Origin of the sequence: Oceanobacillus sp. FSL H7-0719 (assembly GCF_045040795.1) — a bacterium.
Classification (GTDB): Bacteria; Bacillota; Bacilli; order Bacillales; family Amphibacillaceae; genus Oceanobacillus.
Genome location: NZ_CP150301.1, coordinates 3,437,165 through 3,457,837 on the forward strand (window position 1 = coordinate 3,437,165; position 20,673 = coordinate 3,457,837).

15 protein-coding genes and 1 pseudogene are annotated in these 20,673 nt (G+C 36.5%); 8 read left to right on the forward strand and 8 right to left on the reverse strand.

Features of this window, described 5'->3' with window-relative positions; genetic code table 11:
* The first annotated feature begins 7 nt into the window (after positions 1 to 7).
* Entirely contained in the window at positions 8 to 2,398 is a 2,391-nt protein-coding gene (locus NST93_RS17610) for a S8 family serine peptidase (protein WP_405099300.1), read from the forward strand.
* A 155-nt stretch (positions 2,399 to 2,553) separates the two neighbouring features.
* Here NST93_RS17610 and NST93_RS17615 read toward each other — a convergent pair whose 3' ends face one another.
* The 5 genes and pseudogenes from NST93_RS17615 to NST93_RS17635 form a co-directional block, all read right to left on the reverse strand.
* The gene (locus tag NST93_RS17615; protein ID WP_405099302.1) at positions 2,554 to 4,686 is read right to left on the reverse strand and encodes a heavy metal translocating P-type ATPase; all 2,133 of its coding nucleotides are present in this window, start codon (positions 4,684 to 4,686) and stop codon (positions 2,554 to 2,556) included.
* Positions 4,679 to 5,047, reverse strand: coding sequence for a metalloregulator ArsR/SmtB family transcription factor (locus tag NST93_RS17620; protein WP_015008898.1), 369 nt, complete (start codon positions 5,045 to 5,047; stop codon positions 4,679 to 4,681). Before NST93_RS17620 ends, NST93_RS17615 begins: the two co-directional genes overlap by 8 nt.
* 132 nt (positions 5,048 to 5,179) lie before the next feature.
* Positions 5,180 to 5,545, reverse strand: a complete 366-nt coding sequence (locus NST93_RS17625) for a DUF6262 family protein (protein ID WP_226371416.1) — start codon at positions 5,543 to 5,545, stop codon at positions 5,180 to 5,182.
* Positions 5,546 to 7,458 (reverse strand): annotated as a pseudogene (locus NST93_RS17630) (tyrosine-type recombinase/integrase). It abuts the gene before it with no gap.
* A 2-nt stretch (positions 7,459 to 7,460) separates the two neighbouring features.
* Positions 7,461 to 8,546, reverse strand: a complete 1,086-nt coding sequence (locus NST93_RS17635) for a tyrosine-type recombinase/integrase (RefSeq protein WP_405099305.1) — start codon at positions 8,544 to 8,546, stop codon at positions 7,461 to 7,463.
* A gap of 1,218 nt (positions 8,547 to 9,764) precedes the next feature.
* Between NST93_RS17635 and NST93_RS17640 the strand changes: the two genes are divergently transcribed.
* Positions 9,765 to 11,036, forward strand: a complete 1,272-nt coding sequence (locus tag NST93_RS17640; RefSeq protein WP_405099306.1) for a RidA family protein — start codon at positions 9,765 to 9,767, stop codon at positions 11,034 to 11,036.
* 202 nt (positions 11,037 to 11,238) lie between these two features.
* Here NST93_RS17640 and NST93_RS17645 read toward each other — a convergent pair whose 3' ends face one another.
* Entirely contained in the window at positions 11,239 to 12,060 is an 822-nt protein-coding gene (locus NST93_RS17645) for a methyl-accepting chemotaxis protein (protein ID WP_405099308.1), read from the reverse strand.
* Positions 12,061 to 12,367: 307 nt separating this feature from the next.
* Between NST93_RS17645 and NST93_RS17650 the strand changes: the two genes are divergently transcribed.
* The 5 genes from NST93_RS17650 to NST93_RS17670 all read left to right on the forward strand — a co-directional run bounded on the left by NST93_RS17650 (position 12,368) and on the right by NST93_RS17670 (position 17,462).
* Complete coding sequence (locus tag NST93_RS17650; protein WP_405103939.1) at positions 12,368 to 13,231, forward strand: methyl-accepting chemotaxis protein; 864 nt, start codon at positions 12,368 to 12,370, stop codon at positions 13,229 to 13,231.
* A gap of 14 nt (positions 13,232 to 13,245) precedes the next feature.
* Positions 13,246 to 14,706: an aldehyde dehydrogenase family protein gene (locus NST93_RS17655; RefSeq protein ID WP_405099310.1), complete on the forward strand. Its 1,461-nt coding sequence runs from the start codon at positions 13,246 to 13,248 to the stop codon at positions 14,704 to 14,706.
* A gap of 98 nt (positions 14,707 to 14,804) precedes the next feature.
* Positions 14,805 to 14,948 carry a hypothetical protein gene (locus NST93_RS17660; protein ID WP_405103941.1) on the forward strand — a complete coding sequence of 48 codons (144 nt, stop codon included), beginning with the start codon at positions 14,805 to 14,807 and terminating at the stop codon, positions 14,946 to 14,948.
* Positions 14,949 to 15,285: 337 nt separating this feature from the next.
* On the forward strand, positions 15,286 to 16,335 hold the full coding sequence (locus tag NST93_RS17665) for an ATP-grasp domain-containing protein (RefSeq protein WP_405099312.1): 1,050 nt from the start codon (positions 15,286 to 15,288) through the stop codon (positions 16,333 to 16,335).
* Positions 16,336 to 16,385: 50 nt separating this feature from the next.
* Positions 16,386 to 17,462, forward strand: coding sequence for a M20 family metallopeptidase (locus tag NST93_RS17670; protein ID WP_405099314.1), 1,077 nt, complete (start codon positions 16,386 to 16,388; stop codon positions 17,460 to 17,462).
* Positions 17,463 to 17,565: 103 nt separating this feature from the next.
* On the opposite strand, the gene NST93_RS17675 is transcribed toward NST93_RS17670, so the two are convergent.
* Entirely contained in the window at positions 17,566 to 19,038 is a 1,473-nt protein-coding gene (locus tag NST93_RS17675; protein ID WP_405099316.1) for a methyl-accepting chemotaxis protein, read from the reverse strand.
* A 476-nt stretch (positions 19,039 to 19,514) separates the two neighbouring features.
* Between NST93_RS17675 and NST93_RS17680 the strand changes: the two genes are divergently transcribed.
* Complete coding sequence (locus NST93_RS17680; RefSeq protein ID WP_405099318.1) at positions 19,515 to 19,796, forward strand: hypothetical protein; 282 nt, start codon at positions 19,515 to 19,517, stop codon at positions 19,794 to 19,796.
* Positions 19,797 to 19,882: 86 nt separating this feature from the next.
* On the opposite strand, the gene ric is transcribed toward NST93_RS17680, so the two are convergent.
* Positions 19,883 to 20,575, reverse strand: a complete 693-nt coding sequence (ric, locus tag NST93_RS17685; RefSeq protein WP_405099320.1) for an iron-sulfur cluster repair di-iron protein — start codon at positions 20,573 to 20,575, stop codon at positions 19,883 to 19,885.
* Positions 20,576 to 20,673 lie beyond the last annotated feature (98 nt).

The following is a 20,673-nucleotide window of genomic DNA, read 5'->3' on the forward strand; positions in this document are numbered from 1 at the left end:
CAATGCAATGATGGCAGATGTAATTGCTGTTGTTTCATCAGGAAACTCGGGACCAAATCGTGCAACAGTAACTACTCCAGGAACATCGCGTCTTGGAATCACCGTCGGTAACACGACAAATCCGGAAACGCAACACAACGCGGAAGTAAGCGTTACTGTGGGTGAAGATTATGCCTACTCGAAACAACTGCAATTCATGAGTACGACATATGGGCAAGATATAGAGGAGCAACTCGATGATGAATACGAACTTGTTGCAATTCCAGGAGTTGGAAATAATTCAGACTTTGAAGGAATCGATGTAGATGAGAAAGTTGCTCTCATCGCTCGTGGAGAGATTGCCTTTGTTGACAAAATTGCCAATGCAAAAGAAAATGGTGCAGTAGCAACAATTATTCATAACTTCTCAGGTGGCACGAACGCACCGGATGTATCTGATGTATTTTTAGGTGATAAATTTACTCTGATTCCGACAATTGATATGTCGGTAACAGATGGTGATGCGATTCGAAATGCACTGAAGACAGGCCCTGGTACTGTCACATTTGCGAACTTTAAGGCATCAGAGACCACGGGGGATGAGCTCACTGATTCTAGTTCACATGGTCCGTCCAACCCGAACTTTGATATTAAACCAGACGTATTAGCACCTGGAACAAATATTATGTCATCTATTCCAGCTTACAAATGGGATTTCCCTGATGCAAGCTATGAAAAGTCATATGATCGTTTTACAGGAACATCTATGTCAGCACCACATATCAGTGGAATCGCCGCCCTAATTAAACAAGCTAACCCAGATTGGGATGCATTTGATGTGAAAGTAGCCCTTTCTAATACTGCAAAATTGCTTGATAAAGAAAAATATGACGTATTTGCTCAAGGGTCTGGGCGGGTAGACGCTTATGCAGCAGCATTCCCGAGTGTTCTTGCCTATGCGGAGGATGAAGCTATACTTGATGCTAGTGGAGAAGTTGTGCCAAACATAAAAGGAACTGTTACGTTTGGACCTCAAGATTTAAGCGAGAAAGTTTCAGTAACGAAGCAAATTCGTGTGAAAGATTTGCAAGGATCAGGTGGAGAATTCAATGTGGAAGTGGATGTAACCAAGCCATTTTCCGATGCACATTTGACGATTGATAAAGCTTCCTTTAGTTTAGCGCCAAATGGAGAAGAAGTAGTAAACGTAACATTAGTAGTTGAAGGACAAGATACGAAGGCAGGAGACGAATTTTTAGGATATATCCATATTAATGGAGGGGACAACCTTATTTCCCTGCCATTTGCAGCAGACTTTGGAGGAGTAGCGCCGACTGAAATAAAGGATATGAGCATTACGGAAACAGATCTCTCCTTTAATGGGGATGGTGTGAATGATGAAGCAATGCTTTATTTTACGATTACAGGGGATGTCGGGACGAACTATATTGAACTTTGGGATATCGAAAATCCAAATGGGGGTTATTATGGAGATGGCTATATTGGTTACCTACACGCAAGTAATTCTTTAGGTGCGGGTTCTTATCAATTAGGAATTACCGGAGAGTATAGATCGTGGGATTCTCCTCAGGATTTAACAGCTATTCCTGATGGCGTATATACAATTGACTATACAGCTGAAGCAGCATCAGGCGTAATTGGTGACTACGTAGGCCCGATTTTTGTTAAATCAACAAACCCTGAAGTTTCAGGTGAGGCTGCTGAAAACAAAATCACAGGTCAAGTAACAGATAAGTACATCGGCTACATTGATGTTCTAGCGCCATATGGCATTGGTTATGATCTCAATACAAAACTAACAGCATCTTATGTCATCACAAATGATGGTGCAGAAAGTGATTCACTCCCATTAACATTAGAACAGGACGGTTCATTTGAAATCGACCTAGATCAGGAAGCGGATAAAGTTACAGTGAAAGTAGAAGATGCTGCTGGAAATAGCGGTGAAGCAGAATTTGCGGTGGAAGCAGTAAAAGTGAGTCTTTCTGTTGATCCATCAGAAGTTACGCTTGAAGAAGGAACAACACAATCAGTAGTAGTAACTCAAACTACGAAGATTGGAGACGAAGTAACGGAAGAAGATGTAACAGCTCTAGCGGAGTACGCCGTAGCTGATGCGTCTATCGCCACAGTAAATGCTGGCGTTATTGAAGGAATTGCTGCTGGAGAGACTACTGTCACCATCTCCTACGGTGGAAATGAAGTAATGGTAGATGTAAGAGTAACCGAAGCTCATTCTGAGCCGAATCCTAACGCAGAAGTTAGCTTGAAAGTTGATCAAGATATCCTTCTAGTGAATAAAGGAGAGACTGCACAAGTTAGAATCACAGAAGTAACTACAATTGATGGTGAAACCACAGAAAAAGATGTGACAAACGAAGCAGGATTATATCAATAGTAATGTGTAAAAAACATTATAAAAACAAACCTTTTACTTTAACTACATGGATTCAACGCATACTCATCAAATCGAAAATATAACGATGAAAAGAAAATTTATTCAAATTTTAAAGGGATAACAAATGTTATCCCTTTCCTCTTTAAACAAAATTGTTATTCTTTACTTTTCAATAACCTTAAACTGTTTAGTGTTACAAGTAATGTTGCTCCCATATCGGAAAATATCGCTATCCATAGCGTTAACCAACCAGGTATAACTAACAGCAATGCCACTAATTTAATTACCAATGAGAAGGTAATATTTTGTTTTATAATCGTCAAAGCCTTACGGCTTAAATTAATGGTATATGGTAATTGTCTTAAATCATCTGACATTAAAGCAATATCAGCTGTTTCTAGTGCTGTATCAGTTCCAACACCACCCATTGCCACACCAACAGTGGAAGCTGCAAGAGCAGGTGCATCATTCACGCCATCTCCAACCATTCCCACACTTTTATGCTTTCCACGAAGTTCTTTAATGAAATTCAATTTATCTTCTGGAAGCAAATCTGCTTTAATATCTGAAACACCGACTTGTTTTCCAATCTCTACTGCTGTCCTTTGGTTATCACCTGTCAGCATCACTGTTTCAATTCCAATGCTGTTCAATTTACTGATGACATCTTTTGATGTTTCTCTTATTTCATCTGCCACTGCAATAAGAGAAAGGATTTCTTGTTCCGTTCCTAACACCATGACTGTTTTTCCCTGCGCCTGCATTTCAATAATCTGTCGTTCTTGATTCCTTTCAATGCTTCCATGTACTTCTTCAAAAAGATTTGGACTACCTACATAATATAATTCATTATTTACTTTTGCTTTTACGCCTTTACCTGTAATAGATTGAAAATCTTCAACCAATACTCCATTAAAGTCCAAACTGTTTTCTTCTGCTTTTCTCATAATTGCTGAAGCAAGTGGATGCTGTGATCCCTTTTCAATAGCTGCTGTAATAGTCATTAATTCATTTTCATTTCCACTATACGTTATAATGTCCGTTACGGCTGGAACACCTTTTGTTAATGTTCCAGTTTTATCGAAAGCAATTGCTTTTAGAGCTCCTGCTTCTTCCAAGTGGATGCCACCTTTAATTAAAACACCATTTTTAGCTGCATTTCCTATTGCAGTAACTACAGCAACAGGTGTTGAAACAACTAGAGCACAAGGACAACCAACTACTAACACAGCCAAGCCTTGATAGACCCACATGCTCCAATCAGCTCCAAATAGTAAAGGGGGAACAACAGCGATTAAAAGAGCCAAGACGACAATAGCTGGTGTATAGTACTGTGCAAATCTATCGACAAACGCTTGAGAAGGTGCTCGTTCTGCTTGGGCTTCTTCTACCAAATGAATGATTTTTGATATCGTGGTATCTTCTACCTTTTTTGTTACTTTTACTTCTAGTAATCCTTCCTCATTCAATGTTCCTGCAAAGACTTCATCACCAACAGTTTTGGTTACTGGAACACTTTCTCCTGTAATGGCGGCCTGATTTAATGTCGATATACCCTGAATAACTGTTCCGTCCATCGCTAACTTTTGGCCAGGTTTTACGATCATAATATCGCCCACTAGAATATCTTCAACGTGTACTTGCATTTCTTTATTTTCACGACGAATTAGTGCTTCTTTTGGAGCGATATCCATTAACGATTCAATGGATTGCCTAGCCTTGTCTACTGAATAGCGCTCTAACGCTTCGCTTATAGCGAACAGGATAACAACCATTGCCCCTTCTCCCCATTGACCAATCACCGCGGCTCCTAGAATGGCAATAGTCATTAGCGTATTCATATCGAACTTAAATCTGCTTAAATTTTTAAATCCTTTAATAAATAATGAATATCCACCAATTAAGATGGCTGCTGCAAAACCAATCGTTGGAAGAATATGACCTTCCCCATATTGCTCGCCCAACAACCAACTCATAACAAGCAATATAGCTGAGATATAAACTTTAATATTTGCTTTCTGTTTCCAAAACGATTCACGTTCTATTTTTTGTTCTTTTTCATCTCGAATCTTTAAATTTTCAAAAGCACCTGCTTTTTCTAATTCCTCAATCGTTGTACTTCCGTGAACATAGATTTTAGATGCCCCAAAGTTTACTTTAGCATCTTCAACTCCTTGTAATTTTTTTACGTTATTTTCAAAGATATTTGCACAGCTTGTACAGGTAAATCCCTGAACTCGATAAGCTTTCATTTCTTGTTCCGATAATTTTGCTTGTTGATCAGACATTTACTTTTCCTTCTTTCTCATGTTTTAATGCATTAACAAATAACTGTTCAACATGGTCATCATCCAGCGAATAAAACGCTAATCTTCCTTCTTTTCTAAACTTAACAACTCCTTGCGTATGAAGCGTGCGTAAGTGGTGGGAAGCATTTGCGACCGTGACATCAATAATATTTGCTATATCACAAACACATAACTCTTCACCTTTTAACAAGGCAAAGGTAATTTTCGCCCTATTTTCTTCCGCAATAGCTTTAAATAATTGGGCAACACTAGAAATATCTTCTTTCTCTAATTCTCTTTGTATTCGATTAACTTTTTCTTCGTCATAACAATAAATTTCACAAGCATCTTTATTATTCATTTTCTCACTCCATTTCCATTCAAGTCCCTACTTGATTATATTGTACCCTTTCTACAAATCATATTCAAGTGAACACTTGAATGAAAGAGAGTTAGATTTCCAATTACGGACAAATAAGAAGTATAATCTAGCTTAAAACAACTTCCCATATAATTTTTGAACTTGATCTTTTAATTGTTTATTTTCGTCCTCTAATGCCTTTATACGACTTTTTAGTGTCCTTATTAACACTTCCTCTGAACGAGGGCTTTTGCTTTGTTTACGGGGAATTAATTCTCTTATTTGCATCCCTCTTAAAGTCTCAATTCTATTTCTAATGTCTTTCTTTTTGTAAAGCCACGACTTTGAAACATTTGCTTTTTCAGAAACAGAATTAAAGTTAATTTTCTCTTTTTTAATTACCATCTCTGATATGGTCTTTTCAACTCTAATTCTTGTTTTCTCTGACTTCTCTTTTGAAAGTTGAATTATAGCAGTTGTATTACTCTTTTTTGTCATCTAATTCGTCTCCTTTAAGGAATGAATAATCTGCTCTAACCTATTTTTAACATGTTCGTTAGTTTCAATCTGACGCTGCCATTGATTCTGTTTAGCCCTATTTAGTATTTCCTTAGTTCGGTCTAAGTGCTCCTCATGTTCATTTAAAAAACTTTTACTTGTACAGAAATTCGTACAAGTTAAACAAGCGTTAGCATGAGGACAAGGTCCTGCAATTACTGGTAAGCGACAGTAACCGTTAGGAAGAGCTTGTGCATTGATATTCTTTTTAAACCATTGAAGATCTGTATTGTCAGCTTCACTATTATCTTCGCTTAACTCCAGAATGCTGCCGTTATTCGTCACCAAAGTCTCCTTGAATTTTGTGAACTCTTTTTTTAGAGTTTCATCAAATATATGAGCATACCTTGCGGTCATTTCTGGTGATTCGTGACCTAAAAACTTTTGAACAATATGCTGTGGCACTCCGTTGTTTATCATTCTAGTACCAACAGTATGCCGAAAGGCATGAGCATGAAATCGAAAAATTTCTCCCTTATTATCCGTTATCTTTTCTTCATAAGCTAATTCATTTAATTTCACTCTAAAGGTATCCTGCTTTAATGGAGAGCCGTCTTTTCTTGGAAATAAATACTCACAGCCATTATCAAAGTCATCAGCTACCCTTTGTTCCTGAACGAGTATCAATGCAGCAATTTCTTTAGATATAGGAATGATATGTTCTTTTTTCATTTTCCACTGATAATACTTCAAGAAGCAATCCCCTTCTTTATCCGTAATAACACTACCTTTTTTCAACGTACAAAGTTCACTGATACGCATTCCGCATTCTTGAAGTACCATAACCATAGTAGCTATATAAGGTTCTAATTTATCTAATTTCCCGTTTAATTGTTCAAGTACATGTTCATCAATATAACGTGGTTGTGCCTTCGGCACTTTAGGATAATCTTCTTGAAAGATAAGGATCTTAGAAGGAGAATCATTCCATTCAAACCTTTGAATAGTAGAGAAAAAAACATCTAAAGTAGATATTCGTCCAGTTACCGTACTTGGTTTTAAACCTTTTAAATTAATTTCATTTAAATATTGCTCAACTTCTTTTCTAGTTAATTGATGAATCCTTCGTATGCCTTTACAATTTTTGTTTATAAAATTAAAAAACTCTTTTAATCTTGATGCTGTATCAACAACATGAGAAAAGCTACGTGTATTTAACATTAATTTACAATACCGCTTAACTAATTCTTTAAAATAATCATTTTCAAACCCCTTGAAATTGATTGTGTATTCATAGGATGTTGGATTTACCTTATCTTCCGATAATGAAAGTTTTCTTCGATTCCAAACATCTTTCTCCCATTCATCGCCGTCAAAATAGAAATCCTCATAGAACTCCATAAACTGTTTAAGATTAGTAACGTAGTAGGAGTTCGCATATACAGGTATTTTTTTTGATTTATATCAAGCTTGTAATTTGTAGTCGTAGTTTTTACTCCTTGTTCTGCTAAGTAAGTACGGTATTCTGTCAAAGCTTTTTTTATAGGTACGTCAGTTATAGATCTAATGTCAGGATATTTTAAATTTAAAAATCCCAACATTCGGCTTATCACTGTTCCTTTTCTAATCCAAACAGATTTTGCATTCCAAGTTCCATTATTTAAGTGAACATAATAAAAATATTTTAATTCTGTTTTTAACCAGATGTTTTCTACTTTATCAAAGTTTACCCAACGATTTTTTAACGAAGGATTCTTACTTAACTCTATCGCACTAGGATGTGGGCAAATTCTTATATCCCATCTATCTGCTGCCCAAAACCCTTGTAAGACACTAGTCATATCCGCTATTTTTTTATTAATCTCTGTGCTAGTGACAAGCTTTCGATTTGTTGCAACGCTTGGAAATTTCATTTCTATTTTTCTCTCCCTTGTAGATACGCTTTATATTCATCTTTCATATCTTGATCTGAAAGATGAACGTACGTATCAAGTGTTGTTTGTACATGTGCATGACCTAACCTTTTTTGTACGTAAGCAGCATCCCATCCACTTCTAATGAGTTCAGTGGCATGCGTATGACGTAACATATGGGCAGTGAAGGTAATCCCTGTCCGTTTTACCAATCGCCTAATAAGGTCTAATACACTTTGATATTTTAAAGGTTTCCCAAAATAAGATTCTTTGAGATTTATAAATATATAATCATGCTCTAAATCTTCTCCATATTCATGAACTAAATAATCGGTATATAAAGCCATTAATTCCTTGCTAACATCGATTGTTCGTTCTTTTCTAAGCTTAATATAAGCCCCGTTTCCATTATGATCTCTTGGTGTGATATTAATCAGATTATCCCAAGGAGAAATATCTTCGATACGAAGAGATAATACCTCCCCAACCCGAAGTCCTCCTTCATACATAAGCATAATAAGTAACTTATCTCTTTTGGTATGACATGCATCAATTATTGCTTTAACTTGTTTGTGTTCTAATACTTGTACAAGTTTCTTTTTGATCCTAAGCTTTAAAATATTTTTTTGATAAGATTTTCCTTTAGAAATATGGTGAAGAAATCCCTTAAAATTTCTTCCCCTTGCTTCTTTAGTCATATCTATAGCTTTAAAATCTCCTGTACGATTTAAATACTCTAAGAAACTAGTTACAGCATTAAGTATCGCATTAACGGATGTTTCTTCTCTTTTAGCCTTCTTTGGTTTTAAATCTATTACCTTTACATCCCCCGTCGGATTTCTTAACCATCCCACAAAGTTTGCCATTTCCTCAAATTTTAAGTCTTCTAATTCAATTCCTCTCTGGCTCATAAATTCATAGAATAGCTTAAGATGGTAACAATATGTTTTAATCGTATTCGGCGCTTTTCCCGTATTATCCAAGTATTTTATGTATCTCTTAACCAGTTCTACCACTTCAAACTTTTTGTCTAGTAGTATGTATAATGGATATGGTTTTTCCTCCACAACTACTTTTTGAACTTTCATTTCTCATCCTCCCTTAAATACTTTAACTTTTATAAATAATACCTATATATATTCATTAGTTAAAGCATTAAAATTAAAAAATCCTAAACTTTGAGTACTTAGAGTACTCTAGTTTAGGATACTATGTTTATTGCCTATACAGCGGCTGATGAAGATATTGTTACGATTAGCGAAGGTGCTATTTTAGGCAAGAATCGTGGTATCACAGAAATAACCGCTGAATACGGTGAAAATACGGTGAAAATAATGGTTGCCGTTGCAGACATGAATGGTCCTCGTATTAGATTACCGTAAGTAAAAAATAACTGGGACGGTTCTCTTGTTTTAAGGAAACAAGAGAACCACTCCATTTTTTATGGAAGGCTCAAAACAGTGTATGAAGCGTAACGTAAAATCTGTTAAAGAATGCATAAAATTTACATTTTTCTAACGAATCTCTTAAAAAATGGTTTAAGTTGAAAGGTATATGGCTAATCTGATACATCTTTGTAAGCTTCTCATAAGTTGATCAAACTTTTGAGAAGCTTCTTTTTACTTGTCAGTTCAGTATTTCCTTCTAACAGGTTTAGCTAAGCAAAACTTTAAGCTTACGAGTCGTTACCCTTCGAAATGGGGATAATGAAAATATGCAATAAAAATACTAATGAGAGCTAGGTGATTAGGATATTTCAAATAAGTTGTTCATGCAATAGAAAAGATGGGCATACTGCTCCAAAAGAAACAAAAAGTTGATGAAAACTCAATTAAAACATGAGATACATGTAGTCAACTCGGGGAAAGCCTGCTATAATTGACACTTGCTCAAAAATGAAAAAAGTGTCTAGTGAGAATTGTTTTTTTCATCTGTGTGAAGAATGCTATCGGTTGAGTTCAAACAGTCTTCAATCCATATCACTGTCTTCATCGCAAGCTGGCAAACAAATCGCCAAATTTTCCGACGAAGCAAATTTTGCCCTCGCTCCCACTCCTTCAACAAGCACACCGTAATTCTTGCAATGTTATTCTTTTGCAAAAATGAAACAGGTAGTCTGCCGATTTGGAGAAAAACGCAATGCTTCAGATGATACGATATATTCGAATGATATTAGACTAGCAAAGGTTCTTATCGGGACAAAACACAGCCAGTCATTCGCTTCACAGCTTTGTCAGAACACGATTCTTGCGACAAGTCCATGTTTCTGCTTGGGTTAATAAATTTATCTAAAAGGAGAATACATCATGAGCAGTTATAACACAGTACTAGGAAGAAATACGGAAAATGCTCCGAACGGTAACGGTCTATATTCACAAACTGTTGCTTTCTCTCATTACAATAATCTTTCAGCTCAATTACCTTTAGACCCAAAAACAGGTGAATTGGTAGCTGGTGGGATTAAAGAACAGGCTGAACAGTGTTTTAAAAATATCAAGGAAATCGTAGAAAGCATCGATCATGTTATGAGTGATATCGTTAGAATCACTGTATTCGTTAAGAATATCAAAGATGTTGACGCAGTAGACGAAGTTTATAAATCGTTCTTCCCTACCTATGTTCCTTCACGGACAACAGTTGCAGTTGCAGCTTTGCCAATGGATGCTTTAGTGCAAGTTGAAGCACTTGTTTCACACGGCGAAGGCACAATTCCAAACGCACCACAAGCAGGTGACCTCATCAAGCTTACAAATAACACGGAAAATGCACCAACAAGTTCTCTATCTGCACAAACAGTAGCCTTCTCTCATTACAATAATCTTTCAGCTCAATTACCTATTGATCCGAAAACTGGAAGATTGGTTGCTGGTGGCATCAAAGAGCAGACTGGACAGGCTTTAAAAAATATCAAGGCAATTTTAGAAAGCATCGACGTTCCTTTTGATGATATTGTTAAAATTAATATCTTCCTTAAAGACCTTAAGGATATTGATGCTGTAAATGAAGTGTATACAACATTCTTCCCAGACTCGGCTATTGCTAGAACTGCAGGCTATGTTCCTGCACGAACAACAGTTGCAGCTGCAGCTTTGCCAATGGATGCTTTGGTACAAATTGAAGCAGTGGTATCACATGGAGACGGTACACCACCACAAGCTGTTGAAGACAGACATGGAATCGTTATCTGGGCAAACAACACGGAAAATGCACCACAGGACGCTCTATCTACACAAACTGTAGCATTTTCACATTACAATCACCTTTCAGCTCAATTGCCAATTGATCCGAAAACTGGCAAATTAGTAGCTGGTGGTGTCAAAGAACAGGCTGAACAGTGCTTGGCAAATATCAAAGCAATTGTTGAAAGTATCGACCATGTGATGGATGATGTAGTTAAAGTAAATATCTTTGTTAAAAACATTGCAGATATGGATGCGGTGGACGAAGCTTACAAAACATTCTTCCCAGGCGGTGTTCCTGCACGAAGAACAGTTGGCGTATCGGCTTTACCGCAGGATGCATTAGTTCAAATTGATGCTATTGTAGCAAACGCTGAAGGAACACCTCCAAAAGCGTAAGATATTTGTTTGGAGATATACAGGAACAATCAAAGTTTCTTGTTAATGCCGTGGTGCATGCGACACCATATATTCGATTCATAAATAGGAAGGCTGTCTCAGATGAAAAGTGAGACAGCCTTCATTTTTTTTACAGCATAGTTGAAAAAGCATCAAGATTTTAGCCGGTTATGGCAGAAATCTTGATGCTTTTTTTAGAAAATTATAAGTTAATATCTTTCATTAATTCCTTCAGTTTACTTGATGTCGTTGTCAGCGTTTCTATTTCTGACATGAATTCTGTTAACATCTTGGATTCTTCTTGAGAGGATTTCGCGATTTCTCCAAAGTCCTCCTGCATTTGTTCAATAGATTTTTTAATAGCACCAAGTGTTTCTTCTATACTCACTGTTGCTTCCTTTGAACTAATTGCAAGTTTTCGCACTTCAGAAGCAACAACACCAAATCCAGCACCTGCGTTTCCTACTCTCGCAGCTTCAATTGAAGCATTTAAACCAAGTAAATTTGTCTGATCACTTATTCCTTTTATTGTTCCAGCTATATCCGTAATCTTTGTAGAATATTCTACTGTGCTTTTTGTATTCTCGGTAATTTGCTCCGAGGTAGCAGTTAGCTCTTCTGAATGGGCAGCAATAAATTGGACCTTGTCTGATAGAGACTCAGCAATGCTGTCCATGGCTGCAACGATATCATTAAATGTATCTTGTTTTTTCGTACTAATTGCTGCATTTACAGCGGCGATTATTTCATTATTCTCATCCTTGATGGGAAAAGAAATACTTACAAAAGGTATGCCATATTCTTCTTTTGGTACTTTAACAACAGTGGTTCCTGATTTATTTACCATTTTATAGTTTAAATATCCTTCCGGAAGTGGGTCCCCAGGATTATGACCAAAATTCAATTCAGAGCTTGGAGAGTAATACACATATTTTTCATGATCAAATACTGTGATCATCATCTCTTCTCTTAAAATTATCTTAATATAAGGTATTGACGTAATAAATGCTTGAACTTTATCCAATAAAAAAACTCCTTTATTTAATATCCTTTATATAATATCGGAACATAATGACAGGAGTTAATAAAAATGTTTATTTTGAGTATTTGTATAATTTTAAAGCAGGATTCTTTATGGCATTTATAAACGAAGAGTTTCAATTTATATTAGTGAATAATGAAGTTCCATCAGATGGAATACGAGTTCAAAATATATATGGTAAGTTTTTCCTTGAAATTTCTTCATTTATAATATAAAAGTCCGATATAAAAGATGGGAGTAGATACATATGCCTAATGTAGGTAAATTTATGACAGAAGGACGTATAAAAATGCAAGATACCTTAATACAAAAAGATGTACATCCAGTCCTGCAATCCTTTATTCAATTGGCTCCATATTTTCAAATGCTGGTTAATGATGATATAACGATTGGAATTTACGATACAGAGAAATTAATCATCAATATCCCAGCTAAAACTTTTTCACTTAATGTAACTCCTGGTGATCCACTGCTTGAGGGAGATATTATTGCACGAGCGATTCATGAAAATAAAAATCAAGCAATGATTGTACCGGCAGACTTGTTTGGAGTCAATCTTGTTTCACGTGCTATACCGGTACATGATGAGCAAGGACAGGTAATTGGAGGAGTAGGTGTTGGGCTGAACGTTGAAAAGGCGAACAAACTATCTGAGATAGCTGGCAGCCTATCAAATGTGATTGATGAAGTTACGAATACTGTACAAGAAATGGCAGAATCAGTAAATGAATTAGCCACGAATATTAGCTTTGTATCTGAAAAGGCAAATGAAGTAACGGATAGTGTTGATTTGATTGAGAAGGTTTCAACAGCTGTTAGAGATATCGCAGATCAGAGTAATTTACTAGGATTAAATGCAGCTATTGAATCAGCACGCGCTGGAGAACATGGAAGAGGATTTGGCGTTGTTGCTGATGAAATCAGAAAAATGGCAACGAATTCAAAAGACAATGTACAAGAAATCCAAAAGATTACAAGCCAAATTAAAGGAGTGATTGAGAATCTGGATAAGGATATACAAAATGTAAATCTGGAATCCAATACTCAATCCGCTTCGATTGAAGAATTAACAGCAACAATGGAAGAAATCAATGGGAATATTCATAGTTTAGCAGAGTTAGCTAGAGAAAACATCGAGTTAAAAACTGAATGAGGGGTTGAATGAATATGATGAACTTTAAAGAATTAGCTAGTCAATATATTAGCGGAGAATGGACAGACGGTTCTAGTGATCTTAGCATGGAAAATAAAAATCCATATAATGGTGAAATTATTGCAACGTATAAAGCTGCCAGTTTAGCAGATTTGAATGCTGCATATGAATCGGCACAAACTGTACAAGCAAAATGGGCAAAAACAAACCCAGTCGTACAAAGAGAAGTATTTGATAAAGCGGCAGACTATATCAAAGAAAATCATGAAGCAATTGTTGATGTGATCATTGATGAAATTGGTGGTACACGCTTAAAAGCAGAATTCGAGATTGGCTTAGTTACAAACATGATAAAAGAAGCATCCACTTTCCCTATGCGTATGAATGGAACAATCTTACCATCTCCAATTGATGGAAAGGAAAATCGTGTTTACCGTGTGCCAGTAGGTGTGGTTGGAGTTATTAGTCCATTTAACTTCCCGTTTTTCTTATCTATGAAATCTGTTGCCCCAGCTTTGGCTACAGGAAATGGTGTTGTATTGAAACCGCATGAGCATACAGCAATTACTGGTGGAACACTTATTGCCAAAATATTTGAGAGTGCTGGATTGCCTAAAGGATTGTTAAATGTTATTACTACTGAAATATCAGAGATTGGCGATAACTTTGTTGAACACCCAATTCCACGTGCTATTTCCTTTACAGGCTCCACAAAGGTTGGAAAACATATCGGGGAAGTTGCTGGAAGAAATCTAAAAGAAGTTCATTTGGAATTAGGCGGAAATAGTGCATTAGTTGTTTTAGAAGATGCGGATATTGATTTAGCAGTAAGTGCAGGTGTATTTAGCCGCTTTACACACCAAGGACAAATCTGTATGTCAGCTAATCGCTTAATTGTACATGAAGATGTATATGATGAATTCGTAGAAAAATATATTAAGACAGTATCTGGCCTGACTTGTGGTGACCCGAAAGATCCAAACACGATTATTGGACCAGTTATCAACGAGCGCCAAGTTAAAACAACTGTAGACTTAATTGAAAAGGGAATTGAAGAAGGTGCAACTCCTTTACTGAAAGGTAATATTGTCGGAAACGTAATAGAACCAGTTGTGTTTACAGATGTTACTCCAGATATGACAATTGCAAATGAGGAATTTTTCGCACCAGTTGTATCAATCATGAAAGTAGCAAGCGAAGAAGAAGTATTGAACTATGCTAACCAGAGCCCATACGGTTTGAGTGGTGCAATTCATACAAGAGACGTAGAGCGTGGTGCGGAACTTGCGAAACGGATGGACACTGGCATGATTCATATTAACGATGGAACAATTAATGATGAGCCTAACGTTGCCTTCGGTGGTGTCAAAAACTCTGGAATTGGGCGCTTAAATGGAGAGTGGAGCTTAGATGCATTTACGACAACGAAATGGATTTCCATTCAACATACAAAACGCGCTTATCCATACTCTTAAGGTAAGAAGAGGCTGAGACAAAAGAAATATAATATATTAAAATCCGAACGATACCTTAATTTCGTTCGGATTTTAAATTAAGCGGCACGAAGCAAGATATAGAAGAAATATATGAATTATTTGCTAGCGGTAAGGTGAATCCTAAAATTACTGAAATTTCATTTGAAGAAATTCCTGAGGGTATTCAGATGCTCGAAGATAATAAGGTAACTGGCAGATTAGTAGCTAATATGGAAGAATAATTTCTTGGAATCAAACCAATGAAGCGAGATTAAACATCTTGCTTCATTGGTTTTTTAATGATGAAAAATTATTATCGGCTTAAAACAAAAACATTTAATTTCTTTTAGTCACCATGCCGGCATTTACCTCGCGATATATTTTGGTCTATAATCTTTCCCAATATTTTCACTGTTTGTCCATAAGCATTAATCGCCTTAGACTATCAATCTTCTAACATGAAAATTCCTCTCTTCATAAGAATTATGAAAACAAAGAAAGATTAAAGTTTAATAGGATGGGTAAATATTAGTATCTTGTTTATGAAATACGTTTTAATCAGCGAGGAGTTGCATAAATTTGAATATATTATTGACATCAACTGCAAGAAGAATAGACTTGGTTGGATTTTTTCAGGATGCTTTAAAAAATGCTGGTATTGGCGGGAAAGTAATTGTTGCGGACCCTGAATATAATGCCCCATCGCTCCAAGCAGGGGACGAAAGCTATATAATCCCGGAGCAAACAGATGGTAATTATATGGAAGCAATACTGGATATTTGTAAAAAACATGATGTGGACTGTCTTGTCCCATTAAATGATTGGGAAGTGCCCGAGATATCGGAGCATAAAAAAGAATTGGAGAAGCTAGGTGTATCCGTATTTGCACCGAATTTTAACATCGTTGAAAAGGTACGAGATAAAGGGAAGTACCAGGATTTGCTGGAATCGTTTGACGTTAAGACGCCACTTTCCTATTTTTATGTTGAAGACGCAAAGCAAGCTTTAGAAAGTCAAGAAGTATCCTTTCCGTTAATCATAAAGCCCCGAAATGGTTCGGCATCGATAGGTATTGAAATTATCGATAATATAGAGGATATGGAATTTGCCTATCAGCATGCTGTCCATGAGATTAAAGAAAGCCCATTGAATGGAGCTACATCAAGAAAACCTGAAGACAATATAATTATTCAGGAAGTGATTGATGGAGATAAATTTAGTGTCGATATGTTTAATGATTTAAATGGCCGTTATCTTACGTCTTTTGCTCGGAAGCAATTAGGTATGAGAGGCGGAGATATCGATCGGTGCATTACGGTCAATTTCCCAGAATTAACACATATTGCAGAGCAGATGGGTAAAGGTTTTGGACATGCAGGATATATGAACACGGATGTCTATTTTAATGGCACTGATTATTATGTTATTGATATTAATCCACGATTTGGTGGCGGCTATGCTTTTACTCACTTAGCGGGAGCAGATATTCCAGCTGCAATTGTTGCGCTAACGGCCAATAAAGTGGTGCAAGAGGATTGGCTGCAGCAAAAGTCTGATATAGAGCTGGCGCGACATGACATTGTCGTCCCGATAAATACAGAAAAGGTGAGACGGGCACTTGAAGAATAACATCGACGGTAAAATAATGAATGAAATTTTACATGTGAAGGAGAGATAAAATGGGTGATCCAATTCCTTTATTAGAAGAACTAATAAAAATCGACAGTTCTACAAAATCAGGTGCGAATGAAGTGATTGCCTATTGTGAGCAATGGTTAACAGAACAAGGCCTTTCTGTGAAGAAATTAGAGAATGAGGGGTTTCATATGCTTGTCTGTGAAATAGGTGAAGGAGATCATACGATTGTATTAAATGGACACGTCGATGTCATAGAAGCAGAGAAAAGGCAGTTCCTTCCTTATAGCAAAGAGGGGAAAATGTATGGCCGCGGTTCAGCTGATATGAAAGCAGGAGTAGCTGCATCTATGGTCGCAGCTGCACAACTGAAAGACAGGGAATTAGCATCCAAGGTTATGCTTCAGATTGTTCCAGACGAAGAAACTGGCGGCATGCATGGTACAAATTATTTAATAGAGCAAGGCTATTTGGGAGACTTTATTATTTGTGGGGAACCAACAAATATGGGAATTGCTATTCAATCAAAAGGTGTGCTTCAGCTCGATATTACCATCAAAGGAAAACCAGCCCATGGGAGTCGTCCTTGGGAAGGTGCGAATGCAATCACTAAGGCAATCGGTCTCTATGAAGAAATTATAGAGCTTCCTTTTGCCCAGGAAAGCTCCCCAATGTATACCAAACCCTCTATTAATCTAGCGAAGATTCAAGGAGGAACCGTCTATAATAAGGTACCCGATCACTGTGATATGTCTTTGGATATCAGATATCTGCCAGACCAATCACCAGAAGATATCATTAATCAGATTAGGGTAATAACAGACAGTACCCTGACTGTCCATAATCTTAATAATCCGGTCAGAACAAGGGCTGACAATCCTTATGTAGAAGTATTAGGCGAATCAATTAAAAGAGTAACACAGCTCGAAAAAGTAAATCTGTTTGGTCAGCATGGTTCCAGTGATGGGCAATTTTTTACTAAATATGGAGGTTCAGCAGTAGAATTTGGCCCTGTTGGCAGTGACTGGCATGGGGAAAATGAAATGGTACATGTTGACTCGGTAAGAGAATATCGAGATGTGCTGGTAGAGTTCATTTTGACTATGGAAGAGAGTCTGTGATAAATGGACAGATAACAAGATATATAGAAAAAACACGAAAAAAACATCATTGTTTTTTCGTGTTTTTCTATATTTCAAAGTTCGCCTATTAAATGAACAACGTTTATTCTGACTCGAAAAGATGAGAAAGATTTTGCGCAGCAAGATCCGTTTTTTGTACAAGCTGGCTGAGTTGTTCTTTATTTTCCGTCTGAATCTGAATGCTTGCAGATATCTCTTCTAGAGAAGCAGTAGTCTGCTCTAAAACAGAGGCAAATTCATTTATTGTCTCTTCAATACTCCTTGTGTCTTGATCAATGCTCCCAGCTGTTGTTGTAAATGTCTGGATTTCTTTATGAAGCTGAGTGATGGAATCCTGGATGGATTGGAAAATGGAACGATTACGCATCGTTTCTTTAATATTTTCATCCATACTGCTGGAAACCATTTTCATTTGGTTTTGTGTTTCCTCATTGTTCACATGTACTTGATGTAACATGGTTGATATTTGCTCTGTCGTTTGCTTGGAATCATCTGCTAATTTACGAATTTCCTCTGCTACAACTGAAAAACCTTTACCAGCCTCTCCAGCCCTTGCTGCTTCAATTGAGGCATTCAAAGCAAGCAGGTTCGTTTGATCTGTGATTCCTTGGATCGCTCCAAGTGCGGCTAATGAGGAATCGATATTTTGACTCAGTTGATTAATATCTACAGTCAGGGTTTCGATGAAGTTCTTGAAATTCTGCATATTATTATTTAACAACTCAGACTGTGAGCTGCCTTCGTTAATTTGTTCCTTTATACTATTCGTAAATGTGTTCGTCTCTTGTATTCGTTGACTCATCGATACAACTTGTTTTGCTGTATTTTCAATCGCGAGCATAATATTGTTAATGGAATCTCCTTGGTCTTGTGTTCCAGCAACAATTTGCTGTACTGAAACATTCACTTCTTCTACTGTTTGCTTCTCTAATTCGGTTTGATTTTTCACCTGTTCCATGTTTTCAAAAATAACCTGTGAATTCTCTTCAATAACAATTCGGTGTTGTGTTTCTTTATCTAGTTTGTCTTCGACTGCAGCCTTCATGCTGCCAAGATCTCTTTCCACTTTACCCATTACCCTGGTTTGGAAGAAAAGTACAATGACAGATAAGGAAAATAGAAATAAGAATGTGGTAATATCTGTGGAATAAATCTCTCCATTCATCGAAAAAGCAAAAAGTAATAAAATAATGGCCATAACCGTTCCAATGCTAAAGATAATTAGATTCATATAGAAAGCAGAGCTGACTAATAAGAAATAGAGCAGAGAGAGATTATTTTCAGATGGACTGATGATAATAATAATGCCTAAAATAACAGCTAATCCGATAATTGCTATATACCCTATTTTTTCAGTCAGTCGCTTTTTTCTATGGAAGTAGGTAATTGTAGTACATAAAGCGGTTCCACCAATAAGAATTGCTATAATTAGTTCAATTGGTTTACCCAGGCTTATCTCTACAACCACACCAAGAATTACTGTTATTATCAGCATGGTCAAAATTATTTTATTTTTTGTTCGTAAAGTCTGTAGTTGTAATTCTGTAATCGACATTGGTATTCCCCTTCAATTTGTAAAGTTATTATGAAAATAGTTAAAAATTGCATTACACCTTTAGATATTGCCAATGATAGTCTTTAAGAAATCGGATTCTCTAATTGTGATTATTATGTATTTCCTCCTAGTCCTTTAGTTGTATTCCAGTGTAAATTATACTTTATTTTGACAGGAAATGCATGTCTAGTGACCCACTTAATATTGTACTTTATTCCACTGGCAGTGGTTATGGATTTATCCGCTACTAAATATGAATCTCGTTTAGAGTGAGGGTTACGTAAAAAACCAGTATTCGTGATGTTACTTAACGTAGAATAATAGAGAAGGAAGTCGTTTTAGTGATTTAGTCGGTTATACTTTCATCAGGGTTATGGTAAGCTTATCTAAGATTTTAAGGGATGAATTGCTTTGTGGGATTCTTTTGAAAAAAGGGGAAGAATGTTGTTATTTCATTGGTGAAAGGGAATATAAATATGAATTATTCAACTGCATTATGGATATCAGGTGTTTTGGGAACGATATCCATTGTGACTATCACAGTTTATTTTATCTTAGATGCAAATGAGATAATGATATCGTTTTTATATAAGAACATTGAACTGATTCTTACGTTAACGATGCCCCCGGTCATCTTTTTATTGGCTGCGATATTGATGGCAAAAAACAAGCAAGAAGAAAGGAGTACACGGCAGGCGATCAAACGAGCTGTTGCACTTATCTCTGCCCTTCTATTATACAAAATAATGACAGGCTAGTTCACAAAGTGGCAATGGAAAGAGGACTGACGCGCTCCAACAGTCCTCTTTCCATTACCGCACTATTTGCAAACAATTATCCAATGTTAGTTAACTCGTTTAAATAACACGTTATTTTTTAAATGAACGTGCTGAAAAGTATCATTTTCGAGATTTTGAAGTCGGGCATAAGTCATTCTATATGTATTGCATGCCCCAGAAGGCGGGGCGAAACCATTTGTGACCTCCCGAATTCTTTTTAAAGTATTGCCCTGTGTCTTATGCTCATTTTTTAAACCGCTATTCGCCTGTTGAATCCGGTCTACAAGCTCTCGGTTTGGGCTTTTTTCATATTCCTTAATTAGAGGGAATACCTCATTTGCTTCTTTAAACATCTGTTCTTTCATGTCTTCTTTAAATTCATGATATAAACTATGCAATTCCTCAAGATGAGGGTGATTGCCACCATGCCTATGAAATACTCGCGTTACAAATTGTTCTAGTGAATCAAGCTCTTCTTTTAAGTATGCATGCTGCTTGCGAATGATGTAATCGACTAAATCCGATAGTGGAGCTTGATCCCAGTCATTCATCTCATACTCTTCGTTCCAATTTTCATACGCCGTATTTAATTCTAACAGGACAGTCGCTTCATTCAAGTCTTTTTCTGTACATACTGTATGCAGCGGACGGTTTCCTCCACAGCAAAAATCTATCCTGCGTTTCTTGAAAAAATCACTTGCTTTAGGGAAAACTTTAACAATTTCAGCTGGTGTATGTTCAGCGGTAAATGTATGCATGTTATAACCTCCTAAATTCTAATCTGTCTTTATAATAAACAAGGAAGTCAAACCTTTCTGTGATTGAAATCACTTAAATTAATTATTATTATCAAATT